Genomic DNA, 24779 nt, shown 5'->3' with positions numbered 1-24779 from the left:
CATGAGTTACTATACGCACTTTGCTCGTAATAAGCTCATAAAATTGAGTGCGATTCTTAGCTTTTTAGGCTCAATATTTTACTTTTATAACCATCAAGCAAAGTCGTATTATCTCTTAAAACACTCAAAATTTTTGAACTTACTTACTGTCAGTGACAACGTCATTCAAACAACGAGGCAACCAACTTTATGATATTCCTGCATTATATAGAATCAATAATCACATTGCTGAATAATTTTCTTTTGTGATAAAAATGTATCACAGTATTTCGTTATGTTTGTTTTAGCACAGTTATTGATGCTTTTCCAGTCATTAGCGAATTAATGTTCTAACTAATGAGTATCATAAACCGCTGTTCTTATTTAATAAGCCGGCAACCTCGTCTATTTTCTTACGACAAACGCTTACGCTACTTAAGATTAGTAAGTATGGCGCAATTGTTCCACCGCGTATCTATTCACTATATAATGAAGCGACGACTATAACGGTGACTGCTATGACAGCCTTTAAACATTCCAAAAAAAGCCTTTACTTGCTCAGCGTTTTGTTGCTTGCTGCTTGTCAGCCCTCACCATCCGAGACTGAGTCAGTCGCTCCTGAAAACACGGCAGACTCCCCCGTTGTCATCACCAGTGATAGTGTCACGATGACGCCTGAACATATACTGAGTATCAAGTCTTCACGTTATCAGCCAAGTCTAGGGCTGCAAGGTAGCATCGAGCCTATCAAACAAACCAAATTTGTTGCAGTACATCCAGTCAATATAGAAAAAACGTTTGTCAGCGAAGGTCAATGGGTAGAAAAAGGTACGCCCTTACTAGTTGTCAGGCGTTTGGCGGCGGTGAGCGATCCTGCCGTAAAATCAGACACATCTACAGAAGCCAGCTCTTCTAAAGAAGAAATAGTGACAAGCACTACCAATAATAAGAAACCAGAGAATACACCAAGTATTGACGACAATTCTGACTCTAGCTCTACTAAGGCTTTATCTGTTGATAATGATGCTAATGTAAATAATACTAGTAATGATAAAGAAGAGGCGTCAGCAGCAAACCTTGTGACAGATAATAGTGATAACGCCGATAGTAATGGTGTAAAAGCTGATACTAAAAAACCGAACCCACAATATAATTTGGTGACGATAACTGCTAGCTTTTCAGGTCGTGTAGAAAACCTATATGCCACAACTGGTGAAAAAATGGCGGCGCGCACTCCCCTATTAGAAATTAGTGACGAGACCAAATTGCACTTTGCGGCGACACTACCCATTCAAGCAGAGCCTCAGCTTTCAGTTGGTCAGACTGTCAATTTTACGACCGAAGGTATCACTGACAAGTTTACAGGTCAGGTCAGTAAGCTTGTGCCTACCAGCCAGCCAAAAAAACTGTTGGTGTATGTTAACGTCATTGACAATGAAGCCAGCCGTGACAAGCTACAACCAGAAATGAAAGTCACGGGGCGAGTCAATTACGGACAAATAGACGTAGGTACTATCGTGCCTAAGCGCGCCTTGCATGATGTTGACTTAACGGAGTTACAAAAACCGCCATATATGCCGCTTAAACCGTTAACAGCCAATGTCTGGATTATTGGTCAAGACCAGCGTTTGACACGCCAGCCTATCGAGGTTGTTGAGTATGATCCGACCACGCAACAATATTTGATTGCTGGTGTGAGTAACGATAGTTTAATTTGCTTGGCTGATTTACCTATTGATTCTGAAGGCAAAAAAGTCATCGTGTCATAGCAATTCATGCTGACAGTTACATTTGGTAGAAACATTAACAAAGCCTATCTTGTTTTGTAACAGCATCATTGGGCAATATAGTCGTATTATATATAGCACTATCCGAGTATTTAGGACTATTTTTATCACTACGTATTTTTATCGTCATGATAGTTCAGTACTCTAAAATACCTGAAAACTTAGAGGCTCAAAGGTTTAATGGCATAGAATGTAAAAATTATTGATACTTCTATCATGTATCATAGTTAAGCGACTAGCACACATTAGACTTTTGGCAAATTATAACAACAATTAGAGGATATCCCATGAGCAAGCAGATTTTATTGATTGAAGATGATCCAGATTTAGCAGAGCTGATCAGTGATTATTTGACCATGAATTACTATGACGTCCATCATGCAGGTTTGGGTCAAGAAGGTCTTGATCTGTTAGATACCAAAGAGCGTGATATCGATTTGGTCGTACTTGATTTGATGTTGCCTGACATGGATGGTATGCAAGTATGTCAAAAAATTCGTGGCAACAAGAATAATATGACCAACAAAGTGCCTATTATCATGTTGACCGCAAAAGGGGATACAACCGATCGCGTTTTAGGTTTGGAGATGGGTGCTGATGACTATATCGCGAAGCCTTTCGAGCCGCGTGAGCTTCTTGCCCGTATCCGTGCGGTTATCCGCCGTCATGAACAACCAAACCAAGCAGATAGCCAGTCAGATAGCTTAACTTTTGGTCGTTTGAGTGTGTTCCCTGACAGTCATGAAGTTACTATCGATGATGAGCCTGTACGTTTAACGACGCATCAGTTCCAATTATTACACTATTTTGCTACCCATTCTGGCAAAGTGCTAAATCGCGAGCAACTTTGGCAGGCAATGCCAAACGACGACAGCTCAGATAACATCGATCGTGCCATTGACGTGCATATTTCACGTTTGCGTGCTTTGATCGAAGACAACCCACGTCAACCAAAACGCATTATCACGGTGCGCGGTGTTGGTTATCAATTTGCCACTGATCAGGTTTGATCGTAAAAGATGGATTAGTCGATAGAGAGCATATTAAGCTCAGTCGATATTAGCGTCCAATAACAGAGATTGTTTAATGCAGCAATTGGGTTTTCGTTCCGTATTTGCCAAACTATTTGCCAGCGTTATGCTGGCACTTACTTTATTTGCAGTTGCTATGGTGCTATTGACCCAACTGGTGCATGACAAGGACGCAGGAATCCGCTCAGAGATATTGGCCACGCAGATTTTGGGTCAGATTGATCCATTTCTGCATGAGTTGAATATCTCTATCAGTAAAGACAATCGCTTACAGTCAAGGTTTATGCTGGCTGTTGTCAAAAAAAGCTTTGATATTTTTGATGAGTCACTACAGGCCAAAATGGGCTTGTACGACAGCGAAGGTCGGTTGCTCATGCAAACTGATAATAGCGATTTGCCGCTAGAGCTACCACCTACGCCGTCTTTATTTTCACGTGTTTTCCCTTCGTTTGCAGATACCTCCCCTACTAAGCAGGCTCAAGTCTATAGCAGCACTGGCTATACTCTGCTGTATGAGTCACGTTTACCTCCTAAGAAGCCCGTACTTTCTGCAGCGCTGAATCTGTTTACAGGTACGTTGTTGCTGCTCATTATTATGGCAGGTGTTCTGTGGCTGATTGCCCGTACCATGACATGGCGTATCGATCAGTTAAGTCAGCAGATGGCTCAGTTAGGCGACGGGGATTTTACGGTCCGAGTGAACGCGCGTGGTAATGACGAAATTGCCTCATTGGCGCGAGGGTTCAACCAAGCAGCGCAAAAGATTGAGCACCTCGTTGATGCCAATAATTTATTATTGGCACATGCTTCTCATGAGCTGCGTACGCCTATCACGCGCATTCGCTTGCAGGTTGAAATGATGGATATGTTGGCTGGTGCGCTACCATCTGACACCAAAGCCAAGTTTGATAAACGCGCTCATGCCATCACTCGCGATCTGTCAGGTCTCAATGATTTGGTCGAAAGTATATTGTTGGTCAGCCGTCTAGATGCAGGTCATGCCTTACAACAAATTGAGAACTTGGATTTATACGATCTGGTCAATCAAGAACGTCAGCACTATCCTGAAGCCACGCTGATTGGTGAGCACATCATGATCGATGGTCAATCATCAATGTTGACTCATCTCATTCGTAATCTACTGACCAATGCCATGCTTCACGGCAAGCCGCCCGTTACTGTGTTACTGTACGGCGTTCAGACTATCGAAGAGGCTGGCACTGTTCCTGATTACCTACTACAGACCGTGCTCTCTAGCAGTTTCACCGATTATAATAGCTTGTTGGATTTTGACTCTTATGAAGAGTCGCTTGATACCAATAGTGATGCACAAGAATCTGCTTTGTCCGAAAGCACTGACTCTACTCTGAGCAATAAAGACAAAACTGAGTCAGTCGAGCCAATAGCTGCCTTGCCAGCGCCGCCAATCTACAAGAATGGCGAAAATCTAACAGTCGATGAAGATATAAATGTTGATATAAGTACAGATCTTAATTTTATTAAAAACACTCCAAGCTCTGTAAAACCTGATGCTCATATTGCTAGTGCCGATTTAGATAAAGTGATTTGGAAAGCCGTTCCTGATTCTAAAGACACTCTAGACTCTAATGAAGACGCTAAAAAATCCGTACATAATGATTTTATCGAATCTACAAATGAAACAATCGATAATCGTGCGCATGCTCTTAAAAACGATAGCAATCGAAAAACTGACAAAGTAGCAACTGATACAACTATCAGCAAAAATGGCAACAAAGATAAAGCGAAAAACAGCGCTAAAGCCAACACCCAAAATAATAACGAAGCCTCAGCCACACCGCGCAAAGAAGGCTTATTTGCTAAGCATCTAAAAAAGGCAAAAACTGAGCCTGTGCGCCCACTACCGAAATACGCGGTGCTAGCAGTGATTGATGAAGGCACAGGTATTCCTGAAGAGAAGCGCGAAGAAGTATTTAGCCCATTCGTACGATTGCAGCAGAAAAACAAAGGTTCTGGTTTGGGCTTATCTTTGGTTTCACAGATTGTCACCGCGCATCAAGGGCGGATCACTACTGATACGCTAAACGGTCATACTCGATTCTTAGTCGCCATACCCGTTAAACATGACCCTCATTACAATCAGCATGAGTAGTCAGCTATACTTGAAAATACATTATTTTGTTGATATTACTCCCACTGATACCCCTCAAACATTCCTTCCTTAATAGCTATTCATCATAAGTCAGTCACGGATGTGCATATCCAAAGTGGCTGATAATATGCTATATTACCGCCCCTTATTATACGGTTATTGACTGTTGTTGTTTTGATAGGCTTCTTATCTAGTAATAGAAGCATAACGACACACGATGACCATTAAAAAATTTATTGAATTTTGAGCCCTCCATGAATGACATGATTGTCTTAAACGATGTGACCAAAAGTTTTTTAAGCGACCGATCAATCAAAGACAAAGACGGCAAACCACATTGGTTTACCGCTGTTGAGCCGACATCTCTGACTATCAAACAAGGCGAGATTTTTGGTCTAATGGGCTATTCGGGCGCAGGTAAATCTACCTTATTACGCTTGATTAATATGCTTGAGCGTCCAGATTCAGGCCAAGTGGTGATAGACGGTACTGACTTGACCACGCTATCTGCCAGTGAACTGCGTATCGCCCGTCACAATATCGGTATGATTTTTCAGCAGTTTAATCTCATGTCTAATCAAACGGTTTTTGACAACGTGGCATTTAACTTAAAAATCTCTGGTTATCCAAGTCGCGACATTCATAAACGTGTTATGGAATGTCTTGAGATTGTCGATTTAACTGATCGCGCTGGCCATTATCCTGCGCAGCTATCCGGTGGGCAAAAGCAACGTGTCGGTATTGCCCGCGCGATTGCCCCGAGTCCAAAAGTATTGCTGGCTGATGAGCCAACCAGTGCGCTTGACCCTGCAACGACTCGCAGTTTGCTGACTTGTTTGCGCGATATCAATGAGCAACTTGGTGTGACCATTGTCATCGTAACCCATGAGATGAGTGTCATTCGCAGACTCTGTGATCGCGCAGCATTATTGCATCAAGGTCAGCTATTAGAAGTGGCCGATGTACGAGATGGTCTGATTCAGGCAACTACCCCGATTGGCAAAGGCTTAGTCGTTGAGGACTAATGAGGCAGGAGAAATAGATATGTTAACTGGTACTGAATTATCCGCCTCTATAGACAAGCTGCTTGCCCTACGCAAAGAGATTGTGAGCGCGTTTGTTGATACGTTCGTCATGCTTGGTATTTCAACCACAGTCGCTATCCTTATCGGTGGGCTCTTTGGCGTATTCTTGTTTTTATCTAGTGATCGCCAGTTTTTGCAAAACAAAACACTATATGGCGTACTCGGCGGCATTACTAACTTTATGCGCGCCTTCCCTTTCGTGATTTTGATGATTGCGATGAGCCCCTTTACCAAGGCTATCGTCGGTACTGGTATCGGTCCGATTGCTGCATCGCTCGTACTGGCGATTGCAGGTTCATTTTATTTTGCGCGTTTGGTTGAGCAAAATTTACGTGAAGTACCGCGCGGTATTATTGAAGCAACCGAATCAATGGGCGCTAGGCCTTTTACTATCATCAAAGTGCTACTCAATGAAGCGCGCTCAGGATTGGTACTCTCTGTCACCATTTTGTGTATCAGTTTGCTATCTTACTCAGCGGCGGCTGGTATGATTGGCGGTGGTGGTTTGGGTGATTTGGCCATTCGTTATGGCTATTATCGCTATCAGACCGAGGTGATGATTTTTATCGTGATTGTACTATCCATCATGGTTATATCGATTCAAGCCTCTGGCAACTGGCTCGCCAATCGTTTAGACAAACGTTAAACCGCTTTAGAGAATACTTGACATTGCGAGCGACTAGGTTTATTTTTGGCAACACTCAACCCTTGTCTCAGCTATCACAAAAAAGCAGCATTACTATTTATAATGTTGCTTTTTTAATGTATTGACGATAAACGCTTTACTCAATCCCATTCATTATTAAGGACATATTATGAAATTAACAGATATCAGCCGTCAGTTAGCCACCGCATTTGCTGCCGTTGGCGTATCAGGTTTGGTCTTAGTTGGTTGTAGCAACTCATCAGCGCCAGAAGCGACTCAAGAGCCTGTTACCGAAGGTGCCACTGCAGAAACTGCTGCTAGCACTAGCGACATCGATCCTGAACATACCAAAATCGTTATCGGTACGACTGAAGGCGATTTCGCTGATATGGTTCGTAACCAAGTGAAAGGAACTCTTGAAGCTCAGGGTTATGAAGTTGAGTTGATTGCGTTTACTGATTATGTTCGTCCTAACCTTGCATTGGCTGAAGGCGATTTGGATATCAACATCTTCCAGCACAAGCCTTACCTTGATACCTTCAAAAAAGAGAACAACCTTGATCTTGTTGAAGTATTCCAAGTACCAACCGCACCACTTGGTATCTACTCAGGTAAAAAATCTAGCCTAGATGAAGCATTCAAAGGCATGAGTGTTTCTGCACCGAACGATCCAAGTAACTTTGCACGTGCGTTGGTCATGATGGACGATCTTGGCTGGATCAAGCTAAAAGACGATATCGATCCATTGACTGCATCAAAAGCTGACATCGCTGACAACAGCAAATACGATATCAACATCGTTGAGCTAGAAGCGGCTCAATTACCACGCGCGCGTGATGAAGTTGACTTCGCGGTGATCAACGGTAACTATGCAACTGACTCTGGCATCAAACTGACTGACGCATTGTTCCAAGAGCCAAGCTTTGCTTATGTGAACTGGTCAGCGATCAAATCTGCTGATACTGGTAAGAAATGGGTCGAAGATGTCACCAATGCCTATAATTCAGAAGCCTTCAAAAAGTATGCTCATGAAACCTTCCCTGGCTACAAGTACCCAAAAATTTGGGGCACTGACCATAGCGCACACATGGACACTGCTGCCAAAACTGAAACTGCAGACACTGGAACTACAGAAACTGCAACTACAGAAGCCGCTGCTCAGTAAGACATTAAGATCATAAGTACCCAAATATGAGGGTATTTCAATGATTATCGGCGCCCATTACTTAACCGTGATGGGCGTTTTTTTATGGCATTGAGTTTGAGATTTTGCATTTTTAAACAGTTTATACATTCTAACTGGTGATCAAAATCACGTTACAGCCTGTTTGTCCTTTGTAGGGATGCGTCACACGCTCTTCCACTTTGCTCCAGTTTTTCTTATAGTAGACAAGCTTGATTATTAGATGAACTAAACAAATGCTTAGGTTAGCTAAGTTTTTCTAAGAGTATCAACTATATTAAATGTTTTGTTTAAAACCATCTTTAACTCAAGACATACTATAAATTATAAATAAAATAAGGATAAAAACATGAGTACTAAAAACTATAATATTCGTACCGCTGGAAAAGCCAATATTCCCGTTCTAGGACTGGGTACTTGGCAGTCAACTGGTCAAGACTGCATAGATGTGGTAAAAAAGGGCCTAGAGATGGGTTATGAGCACATTGATACCGCTCAAGCGTATGACAATGAAAAAGAAGTTGGCGAAGGTATTAAGCAGTCTGGCGTGGCTCGTGATAAGTTCTTCTTAACCACCAAAATTTTTCCTGATGACATGAAGTTTGAGCCAGAAAAGCTGAAAGCTGCTGCCCAAAAGTCATTAGAAAATTTGGGCGTGGACTATGTTGATCTGTTGCTGCTACATTGGCCTGATGATCGCGTACCATTATCTGAGACCATCCCTGCATTGTGTGAATTACAAAAGCAAGGTCTAACGCGTCATATCGGTGTCTCGAACTTTAACATTGCTAACATCACTGAAGCTGAAAAATATGCGGATGTGCCTATTGTCGTAAACCAAGTTGAATTTCATCCGTTTATTAAGCAAGATACATTACAAACCTTTTTGAACAACCATCATATTCTATTAGAAGCCTACTCGCCATTAGCGCGTGGCGATGTATTCGATAATGATGTTATCAAAGAAATTGCAGATAAGCATAACGTAACGCCAGCGCAGATTTCATTGGCATGGATTTTGTCGGATAAAGACCGTGTTGCTATTCCAAAAACGTCTAACCCTGATCACTTACAAGGCAATTTAGACGCCATCAAAGTAGAGTTGAGTGCAGATGAATTAGAAAAAATCGGCAAGCTAGCAAGCTCTGATGGTCGTAAGATTGAGCATCCTGATTATAGCCCTGTATGGGATGACTAATCATTAGCTGAATAGCTAAATGCAATGTATTAAAAAGGCCACCGATTATCGGTGGCCTTTTTTTATGTCATCAATACTTATCATTATTACTGTTGCAGAGTTTCAGTTTCATGAATTCGTTCGGCAGGATTATACTGTTCAGAAGAAGGTACTGCTACCCCATTACGATTGTTTTCTTTCATGGATTTAGCGACTTCTGGTGGCATATAGTTTTCATCATGCTTTGCCAATACTTCACCAGCGACAAAGGTATCCCCTTGCATTTTACCGGTGGCTACGACGCCTGAGTTTTCGGCAAATAAGTCTGGCAAAATACCTTGATAAGTCACAGGTACGGTTGATTGAAAGTCAGTAATCGCAAACTCAACATTCAATGGATTGTCTGCTGCACGCTGCACACTACCTGCAACCACCATACCACCAGCACGGATACGTTTGTCTTGAGGCGCCTCACCTTGAGCGATAGCGGTCGCATCAAAATAATAGTCGGTTTGCTGCCCGATAGCATAAATAACCAATATGACTGCTACAGCTGCACCTGCCAGCGTAAACATCACCCACATCAGCTTTTTCCGACGAACTGCATTCATACCTCTACCTCGTTGATGAGTCTCTGTTTTAAAGACAATTAGCGCATAAAACAGAAAATATTAAAGAAACGACGATTAGAAAAACGTTTTAAGAAGTCTTTCTAATCGTAATCTTCTAATGATCATATGATAGCATTTTTCGGACAAATCAATAAGCCCTATAGCTACTCGCGAGGTCATATTTTTGTCAGTAAAAGGATAGGGTTTCTTACGCTAAAACCCTGATATTAAGATAATTTCTCAGTCAGATTGCTTGGTGATCGGTGTGGATGTTTTGGTCGTGCGCTGTGCCTGACGTGCTTGTTGAATAGTCAGCTGTTTGATAAGCGCTTGTCTTTGTCTGCGACTATAAATAATAAAGGCCAGCATCACGCCGATGGTAATCGCCCAACATGACCATACAAAGACCCCATGCTTACCCATGGCGATAAACTCAGATATGCTATAAAAGTAAGGCTGCATAGTAGGTTCCTAGCCGTTATTTGTGTTGAGCGCGAATGTATTCTTTGACCCACGCTTTGCCTTGGTCACGATATAAGATCAGCGTATTGGTACGATAAATCGCCATGGTCGCAACCAGTAAATAACTACCGATAATCATGAGCAACAGTGGCATCCACATGTCAGCTGACATCTTCGGTGCTTCGGTCAGACTAAAAGTGGCACCTTGATGTAAGGTGTTCCACCATTCTACAGAGTACTTGATAATCGGCAGATTCACCGCGCCCACGATAGATAAGATAGCAGCCGCTTTACCACGATTGGCCGTGTGTTCAAAAGCAGCAAATAGCGCCATCACCCCTGCGTACAGAAACGCTAATATCAGCATTGAAGTGAGACGCGCATCCCATACCCAGTATGTCCCCCACGTTGGCTTGGCCCAAATAGATCCTGTGAGCAAACTGATCACGCACAGCAAAAACCCCATCGGAGCAAGTGCCTGCGCGACCAGACTGGCCGTCTTAATCTTCCACACCAAATAAATCACCCCCAAAACGGCAAGGGAAAAATAAATAGAGATAGCAAGACTGGCTGCTGGAACATGGATAAAAATAATACGGTAGCTATTGCCCTGCAAATAATCAGGCGGCGCAAAAGCAAGACCCCACACGCTACCAATAAGCAAGCAAAGACTGGCTAATATCGCAAGCCACTTGACCCAAGGACTAAAGATTCGAAAGAATTGCTTGGTGCCTACGGTGGTCAAAAAGCCCTGCCAAATGCGCTGCCATAGGCTAGGAGACGAGACGTTATTCAGGTTGGGCATGGGAATAAACCTATTACACAGCTTACTGGTCATGACCGACGTGGCCTAAAAAGCACACTATCAGCTCACCTGCTGGCGTTAAACACTGGATAGAATCTACAAAGAGCTGTTTACATATTCAATTGACTATTATAGCAAAATTGCCCGTTTTCAACACGATGTTAATACATGGCGTTCAGATAACTGGATTTAGGCGATTGGGTTTTTAATATCTGGCAAATATATTAATCAATTGAGCCATGACATTTTTAGGGTCAGCGCAATGACCCATGGCATGACCAAGACGGATATAATACTTCCTGCCAGTAATAAGGCCAAGATAGGTAAGCCATTCAAGCCAGTGGCAAATAAATCAACCGCGCCTGTAGCAAAAATCAATACTGGCAACTGCATCGGTAACGCAATCAAAGGCACTAGCACCGCGCCATTCTTCAATGACAGCGTTAAACTACTGGCAACCGCGGATAGCATCAAAAGCATCGGACTGCCTGTCACGATAGACGCCATCAATATCCACGCTTCAAACCAACTGAGTTGAAATAGCGGCACAGCAAGAAGACTAAGCGCTGCCACAATACCACTGCTAAAAATCCAGTGAATGACCAGTCTAATCAGTACCCATAACGGTAGTGACGCTTTGGCAACGACCAATTGCGCAAGCGTACCATTATCAAGCGCAGGCTTGAACAAGCCATCAACCCCCATCACCAGTGACAGCAATGCAGCAATCCACACGGCTGATACGCCAAGACGCTGCAAAAGCGCAGGCTCACTACCGACCGCTAGTGGAAACAAGGTGATAATCACTAAAAACAGTACCAATGGGTACAACCATTGCACCGCCCCTTGCTGCTTGACTTGCCATTCGCGGCGCCACAACTGCATAAACCCAATACTGCGAGGCGTTGTGACAATAACATTTGAGTTTTTATTCGCGGTTATGGTTGTGCTCACTTGCGTTGGACTGTCGGTCATTATTCATCCTTTTACCGATAATGATGGTACTGATAGCAGTCACATTTAGACCATGTAATCTGACAAATCGAGCATTTGATTGGCAACACCTACTGCCTGATGACTGGTCATGAGTATCGAGCCGCCAGCCTGCGCAAAGTCGCACAACCGTGCTTCCATACGTGCCACCATATCGACATCTAGCGCCGTAAACGGCTCATCAAGTAACCACAGTGGTGTGACAGCTGGCGTCAATAAATACAATCTTGCCAACGTGATGCGCCGCGTCTGACCAGCGGATAGATGGCTTGAGCTGATCGTTTCAAACCCTTGTAGCCCAACCCAAGTGAGTGCATCGTCAATATCGGTAGCGCTAGGCGTAATGCCATATAAATTCAATAAAAATGTCAGGTTTTGTGCCACGGTTAGATTCGGATGGATACCCAACTGGTGCGAAACATATAAAGGTTGTATAGGCAAACACGCCTGCCCTTGATAAGTAACCTCTCCTGACAGAATGGGTAATAATCCTGCCATCTGCATGAGTAACGTGGTCTTCCCGGTTCCATTTGCGCCAATCAGATGACAAATGCTACCGGCAGACAGGTGCAGCGTCACCCCTTCACAGAGCGGTATCTCGCCGCGCTGAACCGTCATCTCATCAAGCGTTAGTACGGGCGTATCCAAAACCGTCATCAAAACCTCTGGTTATTTATCAAGCAGCAGTCAATATTCATCACAAACAAAGGTAATGTTCGTGGCATAATACCCTATGCTCACCACAAACACACAGTATAACAAATTGTCGATTACTCTTACTTCAAAAAGTACGACCTCAAAAAAATACAACCTCAAAATATGACTTCAAAACCTATGCAGACTTCACAAGATAGCCAAAATCAAATGCCTGATGCAGAGACTAACAGCGACAATGCGGATACCAACTTGTCAAAAGCGCCATTAACCAGCCGCTTGACGATAGACAGTTTGATTGATGCGCAAGTTGATTTTATGCAGCAGTGGTTGCACAAGCAGGCCGAGCCTTTATCGATGGAAGCTTGGCAGTGGTTTGGCGCGCAGCCCTTAAGCAAATACATCACCTGTGACCATTTACAGCATTTAATGAAAGACTGGCTGTTAAATCAGCCAATGACTGAGGTGATGCGTACAGATATCCGCGATATTTTGCATACCATTATCTATCATCCAGTCAATGACAACGTGCCTTTGTCTGAGCTGGTCGATGACACCCAAATTCAGACTCTTGCTAACTATATTGGTAGCCATGAGCAGCAGCGTAACGTCCTCATTCATACGCTGGTCGGTAACGAAACCTTTGCCGATCTGCTGACCCAAACGCTCTATCACGCTATCAATGATTTTATGGAGACCACGCTTGATAAAGCGGGCGGCGTTGGTAAATTGATGAAGCTTGGGCGCAGCTCGTTTGAGAAAGCGACCAACAGAAACCTCGATGAAAAATTGCAAACGTATTTGCATCGCAATATCAAAGACTTGACGCGCAAAGCTGAGGCCAATGCACAAGAACACTTGTCAAATGAAGAAGTGGCGCGTCTGATGGTCATGGGCTGGGATCGTATCAAAGACCAACCTATCAGTGAGCTACAAACCTACTTAAGCGATGAGCCTGATAATAGCAGTATCGACCATATCGAAGCGGGTATCCAGCAAAGCTACAATCGTCTGCGACTGTCACCCTATTTGCACAGTTTGGTATCAGCGAGTATTGATACTTGGTATGCCAATCATCAGTCTGATACGATAGCTACCATCGCTGCAAGTTTGCACATCGATGAAGCAGCTATGGCGCAATGTAGTAGCGCTCTACTACCTATCGTATACGACGCCATTGAAACGCCTTGGTTAACGGCTCATATTCGTGACATGCTAGAAGCATTCTATGCGCAGCCTGCTATCAAAGAAGGTTTGGCTCTCAATCACGATTAATTTATAACTCTTACTTGTTAGCATACTATTATGAGTCAACCCAATAAACTCAGCTTATGGCAAAAAATCAAACGATTACTGACGGCTTCTGCACCGCAGTCAGTAATCGATGGTATAAGCGAGCCAGCACAGTCATCACTTGCTGACAGTGACATTGATAATACTACCTCTAAAACTGCACCCGAAGACGACACTACTCAAAGCAACGAAAAAGCGCAAGCAGATGCGTCTCACCTTAAAACTGAAAAATTAAGTTCAGAACCACAAAATCATAGTGACACACCCATTGTTGACTGCTTAAAGCAATACTTCAATGACAAGCAATGGCACTATACGCACTATCGTCCCAAAGCCAATGACAGCCAGCAATCGCATCATTTGTCCCTAAGAATGCGTCATAAAAAAATAGACTGTGGTTATCTGTTTCGTGTTCAGGAAAAAAATAAACTGTTAGCAATCTATGGCATTTTGCCATTTTTGATACCAGAGAGTCATCAGAGCGCTGCCTTACTACTCATCACTCAAATTAACTACGACATGCTCATTGGCAACCTAGAGATGGATGTCAATGATGGGGAAATACGCTACAAAAACGCGATCGATGTCGAAGCGGTTGGTATCGATACTGAGATCATTGAGCACTCACTACAAAGCGTTGTTGCGATGACCACGGTTGCAAGCGAGCTGTTTGGCGATTTGATTAATAATCAGGACCCTGCTGAAGACATGCAGACATTACTGACAGAGCTGCGCCAGCAATCAGATGCACGTACATTCTTTTTACCGACGCAGTTTGTTCAGTAGTGCGTCAGTTTATTCACTCATATAGTTTACGCAATAAGGCCGCCCTTAGCGGTCGCTCATCTATCTATTTGCATATCCAAAAAACCATCAATATTAAGCTAGAATTCTTATGCTAAAAATTGCCTACTCTGACGTCTTTCGTTACTCTGTGCCCGAAAAGCACCGCTTTCCCATGCAAAAATACATCTTGATTCCGGAGCGCTTATTGAGTGAGGGCACGATCAGTCAAGATAATTTTTTTGCCCCTGCCTGCTTAAGCGAAGAGGAGATTTTGACCACTCATACAGCAGAGTACTGGTATCAGCTCAAAACCCAAACACTACCACGCAAAGCCGCTCGAGCAATTGGGTTTGAGATGACACCGCAGTTGGTGGAGCGCGGTCGTTATATCGCCCATGCAACCTATGAGTGCGCGCTATATGCTCAGCAATATGGTGTCGCCATGAATGTTGCAGGCGGCACCCATCATTCTTTTGCCGATCATGGCGAGGGGTTTTGTGTGTTCAATGATGTCTGTATCGCTAGCAATTTATTATTAAATCGCGGACAAGCGAAGAAAATTTTGATTGTGGATTTGGATGTTCATCAAGGCAATGGCAATGCCAGCATCATGAAGGGCGAGCCACGCGTTTTTGTCTTTAGCATGCATGGCGCCAAGAATTATCCGTTTCGCAAGCAAGTATCAGACCTAGATATTGAATTGGAAAACGATGCTGGTGATGACGAATATTTAGAGATATTAAAAGACACACTCCCACGGTTAATCTCTGAGGTTGCGCCCGATATGATTTTTTATCAATCTGCTGTCGATGTACTGGCTACCGATAAGCTCGGCAAACTTGGACTGACCCAAGCAGGATGTAAGGCGCGTGACGAGTACGTATTGCATCAAGCAAAATCAGCCAATATCCCAATAGCCATCGTCATGGGCGGCGGCTATTCAGAAAATATCGAAGATGTGGTCGAAGCGCACTGCAATACGTTTCGAGTGGCACAGCAGATTTATTTTGGTGAAATGGTTTAATACTAAATTCACTCAGAAGATAAGAGTGATTTTAGAGTCGAAATCGTTCTGGCAACCTTGATTATAATAATGCGGTCACCCCTTGCCAGCCCACGCGCACTCCAAGCACGATTAGAATCAATAAAATAAGCTGACGAAAGCGGGCTTGTGGCAAATAACGACGTAGACGAATCCCGACTAAAAGCGTAACAATAGATATCACACTGAGCAAGGCAATCAGCTGCCACTCACCGCTACTCAATGCCATAATAGGCTCACGCAGTACAATAATTTGTGCGATCTTTCCTAAGAAATAGCACATGTTACCCACTTTGGCGATGGTGTTTTTATCGTCACTTGCAGAGAGCAAATACATCATCAGGATAGTCGACATCGCATTGGTTGAGCCACCAATGACGCCTGCACCAAAACCAACGGCTATCAACATGGGCTTTGTATCTGGTAGACGAATTTGTTTACCGAGTAAGCTACTCCCAACATAAAAGGCAATAACCGCCGCCAACAATAAAAGGATATAAGCGCTATCGACCCATAGCAGTAGCTTCGCACCTAGAATACTGCCTAGTAAGCTAGTAAGCGCAAGCAGCCAATAGCGTCTGCCATAGTAGATAAAGTTTTGCCAAATGGTGCGCTCACCACCTGCTAGCCAAGTCATGACATTGACCACTAGCGAGGGGAAGATCACCAATACAATGGCGTGTGGCAATGGGTACATGCTAGCAAGCGCAGTAGTCGTCACGAGCGTTGCACCAAGTCCGCTAATACCGTGTAGCAGCGATGCCAGCGCAAAAATGAGCGTCAGCACTAGCATCTGAGTGCTATCGTTACCAGCTATGTTGGTCATATTATTTATACCATTTGAGGCTCAGCGCCTATATTTATACCACTAGCTGTTTTGACGTTGAGCGATTGTTTCACCAATAATACTGGCTAACTGCTCAGCGATTTTGTCTTTACTGGTTTTGTCTAACGCTATTGCATCACGCTCATAGCGCTCAGAGAAAAATACCTGCATGGCATTATCGTCACTAGCAAAACCAATATCTGTCCGTGAGACATCGTTACAAGCAATCATATCTAGCGCTTTTGCGGCGAGCTTACCACGCGCATAACGCTCGACATCCTGTGTTTCTGCGGCAAAGCCAACGACAAATAATTCTGGATGAGCAAGAGAGATTGTCGCTAAAATATCAGGATTTTTAACCAAGCTGAGATTCATAGCATCTTGCGTCTTTTTAATTTTTTGCGGTGCGGCTTCCTCAGTACGATAATCTGCTACTGCGGCGGTCGCGATAAAAATATCTGCCTTTACGAATTGGTGTTCAGTATAAGCCTGCGGTAGTTCATGCTCATCACCGCAACCACAATCGCCATGATGGTCATGGGTGTGAGAATGAATATGTCCATGTGCGTGTTCATGTGCGTGCTCATGAGAATGGTCATGCTCATCTTCAAAATCCAGTTGAAGCTCGCTATGCGTGCCATCCACACATTGCTGGGCAGCGATTAGCATATCTTTAGCAGACAGCACATCAATTCGTGTGACATTAAGCGGCGTAGGCAATGCCACTTTTCCACCAGCGATTAGGATCACCTCTGCGCCAGCTGCCACACAAGCGCGCGCTAAGGCAAAGCCCATTTTTCCTGAAGAATGGTTAGACAAATAGCGCACAGGATCGATCGCTTCTACTGTAGGTCCTGCGGTAATAACCACTCTTTTGCCTGCTAATAATTGCGGCGTCGTGTTCATCGCTTGAAACAACAGCACTTCAGCTAACAACTGCTCAGGCTCAGGCAGCCGCCCTGCGCCCACGTCACCACACGCTTGCTCACCGCTGGCTGGCTGGATAATCTGATAGTTCATATCACGCAGGGTTTGTACATTCAGATTCACCGCAGGATGCGCCCACATCTGCTGATTCATGGCAGGAGCGATAATAACTGGCGCTGTTGTGGCAAGGCACACTGTGGTCAATAAGTCATCAGCCATTCCCATAGCCAGACGTGCGAGTGTATTGGCGGACGCAGGGGCGATGACAATTAGATCCGCCCATTTAGCCAGCTCAATGTGTCCCATCCCCGCTTCTGCCTGCTCATCGAGTAATGAGACATGCACCTCGTTACCCGTCAACGCTTGCAGAGTCAGCGGTGTGATAAATGCTTGTGCGCCTGTCGTCATAATGACGCGCACATCAAAGCCTGCCTTAATTAACAAGCGGGCAAATATAGCAGATTTATAAGCGGCGATACCGCCGGTAATAGCAAGCACAATATTGGACATAAGCGTGGCATCATAAAAAAGTGAAAAGATAAAATTGCGCTTATAGTAACAACTATGAGATAAATTGGGTAAAATTTTCCGTATTTACCTCAGATAACAAGTAGCAATTTATTCTTAAGGAATGGCAATGGCGATTAAAGACTGGCATGAGGATGACAGACCACGCGAAAAATTATTGAAATTCGGTGCCGCTCATTTGTCTGATGCGGAGATACTGGCCATATTTTTGCGTACGGGTACGCAGTCACAGTCAGCGATTGAGCTCGCGCGTCATTTGATTGATCAGTTTGGCAGTCTAGCTGAGTTGCTTGCCGCACCGCAACAAACCGTTCTTGCTTGCCATGGTATCGGCCCCGCGAAGTACGCTCAGATATTGGCATCGCTAGAGATGGGCACACGTTATCTGGATAGTAAGCTAAAAACGGGGCAAGCGCTTGGGCGCTCGCAAGTGGTCAAAGATTATATCAGCACCCAGTTACGCGGTGAGCATCGTGAAGTATTTGCTGTCCTCTGTCTGGACAATGCGTTGAACCTTTTGAACTTTGAGATACTTTTCACCGGCGGTATCTCATCGTGTTCTGTCTGTATCAAGCATGTACTACGGCACGCACTAAGCCACGCGGCTAGCCAACTTATCATCGCACACAACCATCCTCATACCGATGCCAAGCCATCAACAGCAGACAATGTATTGACCTATGAGCTAAAAAAAGCGTGTGACCTATTAGACCTCTCACTTGTTGATCACATAATCGTTGGACGTAACGATACCTTATCTTATGCCGAAAGCTGCCTTGCGCCTTTTAGTTAGTTCATAACGCTGATCGCTTAACTGATCAGCAAATTTGAGCTGCTCTTCATTAGAGTCTATTGGGCATGATACCTGATACATATTATCGACAGAGCGTAGCATTTTGGCTCTTGATAGTCATCGACAACTGTTTCATATTAGTAAGTAGTCTTATAGTTTGCTTATATATATTTTTATTATCGATGTATCGATTACAATGACATAAGACAAAACAATAATTATCGTTATTCAGACGTTTCTTATCTTTTATATTTTTCACGCTTTTTATTCAGTATTCCACAGGAGATAGTCATGGCAATTGGCTTGTTTATTTTGGCAGTCATCATTCAATTAGCCGTGGTCTTGGCCATCTTTTTGTTGTCCTTGTCACGGGTTACGGGCAGCATCGTTGCCCTGATTACCGTCATTGTTACCGCAATTATCAGTCCACTGTCTCTGATATTGGGCGTGCCGATCGCATTGCTTTGCTTGGTTTTACTCATCACACCTATCCGTCAATCTTTGATTACAAAACCGGTCTACGAAGCGTTAGGCGGTGCGATGCCAAGTATGAGTGATACGGAGCGTGAAGCACTCGATGCTGGTACTAGCTGGTGGGAAAAAGAGCTATTTATGGGTGCCCCAAATTGGGAAGCTTTTGCTAATTATCCTTATCCGCAGCTATCAGAAGAAGAGCAAAGCTTCATTGATAACGAAGTAGAAACGTTATGCGCCATGCTCGATGAATGGCAAATCCAGCATAAAGACAAAGAGCTATCACCTGAAGCGTGGCAATTTATCAAAAGTAATGGCTTTTTAGGTTTAATTATTCCAAAAGAGTTTGGTGGTCTAGAATTTAGCTCTTACGCGCAAAGCCGCGTGATGAGTAAAATCGCGTCGCGCTCACCGACTGCTGCGGTGACCTGTATGGTACCCAATTCGCTCGGTCCTGGTGAGCTACTAATGCACTATGGCACGGACGAGCAAAAACAGCGCTGGCTGCCCGGTCTCGCCAAAGGTGATGAAGTACCCTGTTTCGGTTTGACCGGACCTGAGGCAGGCTCTGATGCAGGTGCGATCCCCGACACAGGCGTGGTCTGTTATGGCACGCATGAGGGCGAGCAGGTACTTGGTCTGCGTATGAACTTCTCCAAACGCTGGATTACGTTAGCCCCTATCGCTACTGTCGTGGGTTTGGCTTTCAAGATGCATGATCCTGAAGGGCTGCTTGGTGATCCGGACAAAACCGATTACGGTATCACCTGTGCACTGATCCCCGCCAATCATGAAGGGGTGGTCACGGGTCCACGTCACAACCCAATTGGCTCGCCATTTATGAATGGTACGGTCGATGGCAAAGATGTCTTTATCCCACTAGATTACATCATTGGCGGTGTCGAAAATGCTGGTCGCGGCTGGCGTATGCTGATGGAGTGCTTGGGCGTTGGACGCGGTATCTCCTTGCCTGCTCTATCGACCTCAGCCAGTGAAATGACCTATCTGTCTGTCGGCGCGTTTGCGAAAGTTCGTGAGCAGTTCAAAATATCAGTCGGTAAGTTTGAAGGTGTACAGGACGCCACCAGCCGCATGGCAAGTAACACTTATATGTTAGAGGCGTTCCGTCATTTGGTGACTTGCGGGTTAAACCAAGGTGGTACGCCATCAGTAATGACTGCAATGGCAAAATATTATGCGACCGAAACCATGCGTAGTGTGGTTAACGACGGTATGGATGTCGTTGGTGGTCGTGCCGTACAGATGGGCCCACGTAACTTCTTAGCGATACCTTATAAAGCAATTCCTGTATCTATCACTGTTGAGGGTGCCAATATTTTAACCCGCTCGCTGATGATTTTTGGTCAAGGCGCGATGCGTTGTCACCCTTATCTATTCGATGAGCTGCAACTGCTACAGAGTGAAGATAAAAAAGCGGCGACTGAAAAATTCGACACGCTTTTCTTTAAGCATTTAGGCTATACCTTCAACCGCGGTGCAAAAGCATTTGTTGCAGGTTACGTCGGTGGTAGTGATAATGCGCCACGTTTTGCTGATGCCTTTACTCGTCCTTATTACAAGCATATCAACCGCCTCAGTGCTGGCTTTGCATTGACTGCGGATATGGCGTTAGGACTGCTAGCAGGGGATCTAAAACGTAAAGAGATGCTGTCTGGTCGCTTAGCGGATATTCATAGCCACTTATTTATCGCGACGGCTATTTTGCAATTTTATGAGCATGGTAGTAAATCAGAGGCTGAGCGTTTACATGCTGAAGTGGCGCTACAAAACAGCTTATACACGATTCAAGAAGCCTTTGTATCCTTCTTTGCCAACTTCCCTAATCGCATGGCCGCCAATGTGGTGAGCTTTGTGACTTTCCCTAGTGGACGTATCTTTACGCCAGCAAGCGATGAGCTAAAACGTCAGCTGGGTGATACCTTTATGGATGATTTTGCTGCCAACCCATTCCGCGATTATCTCAAAACCATGGTTTATTACAATACCGACCCAGATGATGTGACAGGCCGTATGGAGCATGCTTATCAGACCTTGGTTGAGATCGAACCACTGTGGCAGAAGTTCAAAAAGGCAGAACATCAGGACAGCTTTGAAGGCCTGACCTTTGAAGACCATGTGGTACATGCGAGCCAAAACGGCGGTATTACTGAAGAAGAGGCAGAAGTGCTGATTCAATACAATGCCATGCGCTTTGATTCATTATTGACCGATGTATTTGATAAGCACCTATCAGAAGCTCAAGAGCGTGATAATCCACATACGCTTGAAAACGCTGTCAATCAACTAACAAATTATGCAGCGCTAAAAAAAGAAGCAAAAGACAAAAGTAGCGTATCGACTGACAGTGAGATGCCAGTCACGCATGCGTTAAATGATACGACAAATACAGAACCACAGACTGGTGATGCCAATCCCAATCACGGCTATGAGAGCGATGGTGATGTAGAAATGGTCAGTGAGCAAGATACTGTGAAAGAAATCAAGTCACAGGCGAATTTTGAGAAATCAAATCCTGAAGCCGAAGCGCTTGATCATCGTTACCGTGATGCAGAGTCACACCTCAATGAGCGTATGAGTAACAACCACAGTCGCCACATTGCTCCACCTGATGAGATCGACGAAAGCGCAAGTGATAAACACCTTAAAACCTCAGATGATCAGACGCATCTGCCGCGCGAACGCGAAGAAGATGACAAGGTATAACTAAAAGGTCAATTCAAACGCGTAAACTCATGAGTGTCGTGATTATTCATGACGATAAATATAAAACTTCAAAAGCCAGACTGTTCACACATGACAGTCTGGTTTTTTTTGGGGTTGCCAAAATGTAAACGTATTTTATGACATCAAAGTGATAACACTGGTTTAATATCAATAGTTTGATATATCCATTTACCCTAAAAACTCTTTCATGAATATATTGTTTCATATCAGAAACAAACCGTTTACAATAAATAATCACTATTTTATGGGCACATAGTTGTGACAGGGATTGTTCTCTCAGAATAAAATGATAAAAAAAATCTTGCAGTGCCCTTAACTATTCTTTTATATTGTCCTCGAAAATGTGACATCAAGCGACAATCACAAGAACTTAATAGTCATAACACGCATTATAGTTAGATTGGCAAACACGGTCACATAGATTTGGGTGACGCTGACTATAGCGCTGTTATGCACACAAAGGATATGGATATGTGGAAAAATATGGGACTGACAGGCAAGATTATCGTTGCCATGGTGCTCGGTATCATACTGGGTCTATTTTTAAACTACTCAGGATTAAATGGCGAAGGCAGCTTCGTTAATACTTACATCACAAATGGTGCTTTTGCTATTATCGGTAAGCTATTTGTTAACTCATTAAAAATGTTGGTCGTACCTTTAGTACTTATCTCACTGATTTGTGGTGTGTGTGGCATTGGTGATATCCGTCTGCTAGGACGTATTGGTACCAAAACGTTTATGATCTATATGATGACAACCGCGCTTGCTATTGCAACGGCGATTGGATTGGGTGTGCTATTTGGTATCGGTAAAGGCATGAACATCGAATCTGAAGCCACGTTTGAAGCCGCATCAGCGCCGCCACTGCTCGATGTGTTCTCAAACATTATCCCATCAAATCCCATCAGTGCGATGGCAAATGGCGACATGCTATCGATTATTTTCTTTGCCATTCTAATCGGTATCAGTATTTTGATGGTGGGTAAACCTGCCAAAGGCTTGGTTCAAAGTCTAGAGCTTATCAATGAAGTCATCCTAAAGATGGTGACCATCATTATGAACCTAGCCCCTTATGGTGTATTTGCGCTATTAGCCAAGGCCATGTCTGAGCTAGGCTTTGAATTAATTTTGTCACTACTAAGCTATATGGCAGTATTGGTTGGGTCTTTGGCCTTCCATTTCTTCATTACTATGATGATTGTACTAAAAGTCTCTTCAGGCCTATCTATCAAGACCTTTTTGGCCAAAATGCGCGAAGTACAAATCTTTGCGTTTAGTACGTCAAGCTCAAACGCGACCATTCCGATTACCTTGCGTACCGTTACCAAACGTATGGGTGTGAATAACTCAGTGGCTTCGTTTACTGTTCCTTTTGGTGCCACCATCAACATGGATGGTACAGCCATCATGCAAGGGACAGCGACCATTTTTATTGCCAATATTTATGGTATTGATCTGGGCGTGACCGAATATCTAACCGTTATCTTGATGTCAGTACTGGCCTCTGTCGGTACGGCTGGTGTACCTGGTGTCGGTCTGATCATGCTATCTATGGTATTTGCTCAAGTTGGCTTACCAATCGAAGGTATTGGTCTGATCCTAGGTGTGGATCGTATCCTAGATATGCTACGTACTGCTGTCAACGTTGGTGGTGATGCAGCAGTGACCGCTATCGTGGCAAAATCAGAAGGCAAAATGGATCTTGCTATCTATAACGATCCTAATGCTGGTGCCAAAGACGTCTTTGACGGTCATATCGATGAAGACAACGAGCGTGAATTCTCTAAAGTCATGAATGATGGCATCATGGGTAGTGAGTACGATGACGTTGATCGTCGCCACTAATCACCTCTGCTAGATAGACCTTTATAAAATAAAAAACCTCAGTCACATTGGCTGAGGTTTTTTTTGAGGTAGATCATGAGTGTGGTTACTCTCATTAGCCAAAAACGTATTTGGTCAACATTGCCAAACACACCAGTACAATCATCGGACGAATCAGCTTACTACCGCCTTTGACAACCATATGTGAACCAAAATAGGCACCGATGGTTTGTCCCACCATCATTGCTAACCCCACTTTCCACAGTACATTGCCACCCAAGATAAAGAATATTAATGAGCCAATATTGGTTGATAAGTTCAACACTTTTGCGGTGCCTGTCGCTTCAATAATCTGACGACCACGCAATGCCACATTACCCAGCGCAAAAAACATCCCTGTGCCGGGACCAATATACCCATCATAAAAACCAATCAAAGGTGCTACTCCTTTTTGCCACTTACCCTCTGATATGCGGGGAGCGGCCTCTACCTCACCAAGCCTAGGGGCAAATAAGGTATAAATACCGATAGCGGCAATCAAAAAAGGAATCAGTTTTTCGAGCAAATCTGGCGGCGACATCTGCACCGCAATGGTACCCAAGACTGATCCGATAAACGCGGCAATAATAGCCACTTTAATACGCTGCGGTTTGACGACGCCCTTTTTTATCATAGTAATGGATGCGGCCAATGCGCCAGAAGCAGCTTGTAGCTTATTGGTGCCGAGCGTGAGCACTGGCGGGATATTGGCCAGTAGCATGGCAGGTATGGTCAACAGACCGCCGCCGCCAGCAATCGCATCAATAAATCCTGCCAATGCTGCGACAGCCGTAAGCATCAAAATAATCTCTAGTGAGAAGGTTAAGTCCATAATGCTGACCTACAAAATATGGTGATAAGAGAAAAGGAAGCCTCAGATACTAGGCTAAAAACTTACTAATGACACTACTATCGTTGGTAATAGCTATTATTGATAATAGTAGTGATAAGACGA

General features: G+C 44.0%; 21 protein-coding genes. 13 read left to right on the top strand and 8 right to left on the bottom strand.

The window, feature by feature from the left end; translation table 11 throughout:
- Positions 1-497 precede the first annotated feature (497 nt).
- The 7 genes from ACHUET_RS07475 (at position 498) to ACHUET_RS07445 (ending at position 9040) form a co-directional block, all read left to right on the top strand.
- Positions 498-1748 (top strand): HlyD family efflux transporter periplasmic adaptor subunit, encoded by a 1251-nt coding sequence (locus ACHUET_RS07475; protein WP_394211842.1) that lies wholly within the window; start codon positions 498-500, stop codon positions 1746-1748.
- A gap of 305 nt (positions 1749-2053) precedes the next feature.
- Complete coding sequence (locus ACHUET_RS07470; RefSeq protein ID WP_058025471.1) at positions 2054-2776, top strand: response regulator transcription factor; 723 nt, start codon at positions 2054-2056, stop codon at positions 2774-2776.
- Positions 2777-2852: 76 nt separating this feature from the next.
- On the top strand, positions 2853-4928 hold the full coding sequence (locus ACHUET_RS07465) for an ATP-binding protein (protein WP_394211839.1): 2076 nt from the start codon (positions 2853-2855) through the stop codon (positions 4926-4928).
- Between the two features lie 254 nt (positions 4929-5182).
- The gene (locus tag ACHUET_RS07460) at positions 5183-5953 is read left to right on the top strand and encodes a methionine ABC transporter ATP-binding protein (protein WP_238038862.1); all 771 of its coding nucleotides are present in this window, start codon (positions 5183-5185) and stop codon (positions 5951-5953) included.
- A gap of 19 nt (positions 5954-5972) precedes the next feature.
- Positions 5973-6659: a methionine ABC transporter permease gene (locus ACHUET_RS07455; RefSeq protein ID WP_201597883.1), complete on the top strand. Its 687-nt coding sequence runs from the start codon at positions 5973-5975 to the stop codon at positions 6657-6659.
- 169 nt (positions 6660-6828) lie between these two features.
- Positions 6829-7824, top strand: a complete 996-nt coding sequence (locus ACHUET_RS07450; protein WP_394211837.1) for a MetQ/NlpA family ABC transporter substrate-binding protein — start codon at positions 6829-6831, stop codon at positions 7822-7824.
- Positions 7825-8191: 367 nt separating this feature from the next.
- Positions 8192-9040: an aldo/keto reductase gene (locus ACHUET_RS07445; RefSeq protein ID WP_394211836.1), complete on the top strand. Its 849-nt coding sequence runs from the start codon at positions 8192-8194 to the stop codon at positions 9038-9040.
- A gap of 86 nt (positions 9041-9126) precedes the next feature.
- Here the strand turns inward: ACHUET_RS07445 and ccmE are convergent, their stop codons facing one another.
- The 5 genes from ccmE to ccmA form a co-directional block, all read right to left on the bottom strand.
- Positions 9127-9630, bottom strand: a complete 504-nt coding sequence (gene ccmE / locus ACHUET_RS07440; RefSeq protein ID WP_058025465.1) for a cytochrome c maturation protein CcmE — start codon at positions 9628-9630, stop codon at positions 9127-9129.
- A gap of 240 nt (positions 9631-9870) precedes the next feature.
- Positions 9871-10092, bottom strand: a complete 222-nt coding sequence (gene ccmD / locus ACHUET_RS07435; protein WP_394211834.1) for a heme exporter protein CcmD — start codon at positions 10090-10092, stop codon at positions 9871-9873.
- Positions 10093-10108: 16 nt separating this feature from the next.
- Positions 10109-10897, bottom strand: coding sequence for a heme ABC transporter permease (locus ACHUET_RS07430; RefSeq protein WP_394211832.1), 789 nt, complete (start codon positions 10895-10897; stop codon positions 10109-10111).
- A gap of 228 nt (positions 10898-11125) precedes the next feature.
- Positions 11126-11782, bottom strand: coding sequence for a heme exporter protein CcmB (locus ACHUET_RS07425; protein ID WP_238038900.1), 657 nt, complete (start codon positions 11780-11782; stop codon positions 11126-11128).
- A 135-nt stretch (positions 11783-11917) separates the two neighbouring features.
- Positions 11918-12547, bottom strand: coding sequence for a heme ABC exporter ATP-binding protein CcmA (ccmA, locus tag ACHUET_RS07420; protein WP_394211830.1), 630 nt, complete (start codon positions 12545-12547; stop codon positions 11918-11920).
- Positions 12548-12724: 177 nt separating this feature from the next.
- Here ccmA and ACHUET_RS07415 point away from each other — a divergent pair, with 177 nt between their 5' ends.
- The 3 genes from ACHUET_RS07415 (at position 12725) to ACHUET_RS07405 (ending at position 15647) form a co-directional block, all read left to right on the top strand.
- The gene (locus ACHUET_RS07415; RefSeq protein ID WP_394211828.1) at positions 12725-13819 is read left to right on the top strand and encodes a hypothetical protein; all 1095 of its coding nucleotides are present in this window, start codon (positions 12725-12727) and stop codon (positions 13817-13819) included.
- 30 nt (positions 13820-13849) lie between these two features.
- Positions 13850-14623: a type III secretion system chaperone family protein gene (locus ACHUET_RS07410; protein WP_394211826.1), complete on the top strand. Its 774-nt coding sequence runs from the start codon at positions 13850-13852 to the stop codon at positions 14621-14623.
- Between the two features lie 109 nt (positions 14624-14732).
- A complete protein-coding gene (locus ACHUET_RS07405) occupies positions 14733-15647 on the top strand; it encodes a histone deacetylase family protein (RefSeq protein ID WP_394211825.1) in 915 nt (304 codons plus the stop codon).
- Between the two features lie 61 nt (positions 15648-15708).
- On the opposite strand, the gene ACHUET_RS07400 is transcribed toward ACHUET_RS07405, so the two are convergent.
- Positions 15709-16491, bottom strand: a complete 783-nt coding sequence (locus tag ACHUET_RS07400; RefSeq protein WP_371532892.1) for a sulfite exporter TauE/SafE family protein — start codon at positions 16489-16491, stop codon at positions 15709-15711.
- A gap of 42 nt (positions 16492-16533) precedes the next feature.
- Positions 16534-17928, bottom strand: a complete 1395-nt coding sequence (gene coaBC, locus ACHUET_RS07395) for a bifunctional phosphopantothenoylcysteine decarboxylase/phosphopantothenate--cysteine ligase CoaBC (protein WP_394211822.1) — start codon at positions 17926-17928, stop codon at positions 16534-16536.
- A gap of 127 nt (positions 17929-18055) precedes the next feature.
- Between coaBC and radC the strand changes: the two genes are divergently transcribed.
- The 3 genes from radC to ACHUET_RS07380 all read left to right on the top strand — a co-directional run bounded on the left by radC (position 18056) and on the right by ACHUET_RS07380 (position 23806).
- On the top strand, positions 18056-18739 hold the full coding sequence (gene radC / locus ACHUET_RS07390; RefSeq protein ID WP_394211820.1) for a RadC family protein: 684 nt from the start codon (positions 18056-18058) through the stop codon (positions 18737-18739).
- Positions 18740-19030: 291 nt separating this feature from the next.
- The gene (locus ACHUET_RS07385; protein ID WP_394211818.1) at positions 19031-21937 is read left to right on the top strand and encodes an acyl-CoA dehydrogenase; all 2907 of its coding nucleotides are present in this window, start codon (positions 19031-19033) and stop codon (positions 21935-21937) included.
- Positions 21938-22429: 492 nt separating this feature from the next.
- Entirely contained in the window at positions 22430-23806 is a 1377-nt protein-coding gene (locus ACHUET_RS07380; RefSeq protein ID WP_394211816.1) for a dicarboxylate/amino acid:cation symporter, read from the top strand.
- A gap of 94 nt (positions 23807-23900) precedes the next feature.
- On the opposite strand, the gene ACHUET_RS07375 is transcribed toward ACHUET_RS07380, so the two are convergent.
- Positions 23901-24656 carry a TSUP family transporter gene (locus ACHUET_RS07375; protein WP_238038848.1) on the bottom strand — a complete coding sequence of 252 codons (756 nt, stop codon included), beginning with the start codon at positions 24654-24656 and terminating at the stop codon, positions 23901-23903.
- Between the last annotated feature and the right edge of the window lie 123 nt (positions 24657-24779).

Origin of the sequence: Psychrobacter piscatorii, assembly GCF_043641605.1 — a bacterium.
In the GTDB taxonomy this organism is placed as follows: Bacteria; Pseudomonadota; Gammaproteobacteria; order Pseudomonadales; family Moraxellaceae; genus Psychrobacter; species Psychrobacter piscatorii_C.
The sequence above is the reverse complement of the archived record's forward strand: the minus strand, read 5'-3'. Positions and strand labels throughout refer to the sequence as shown.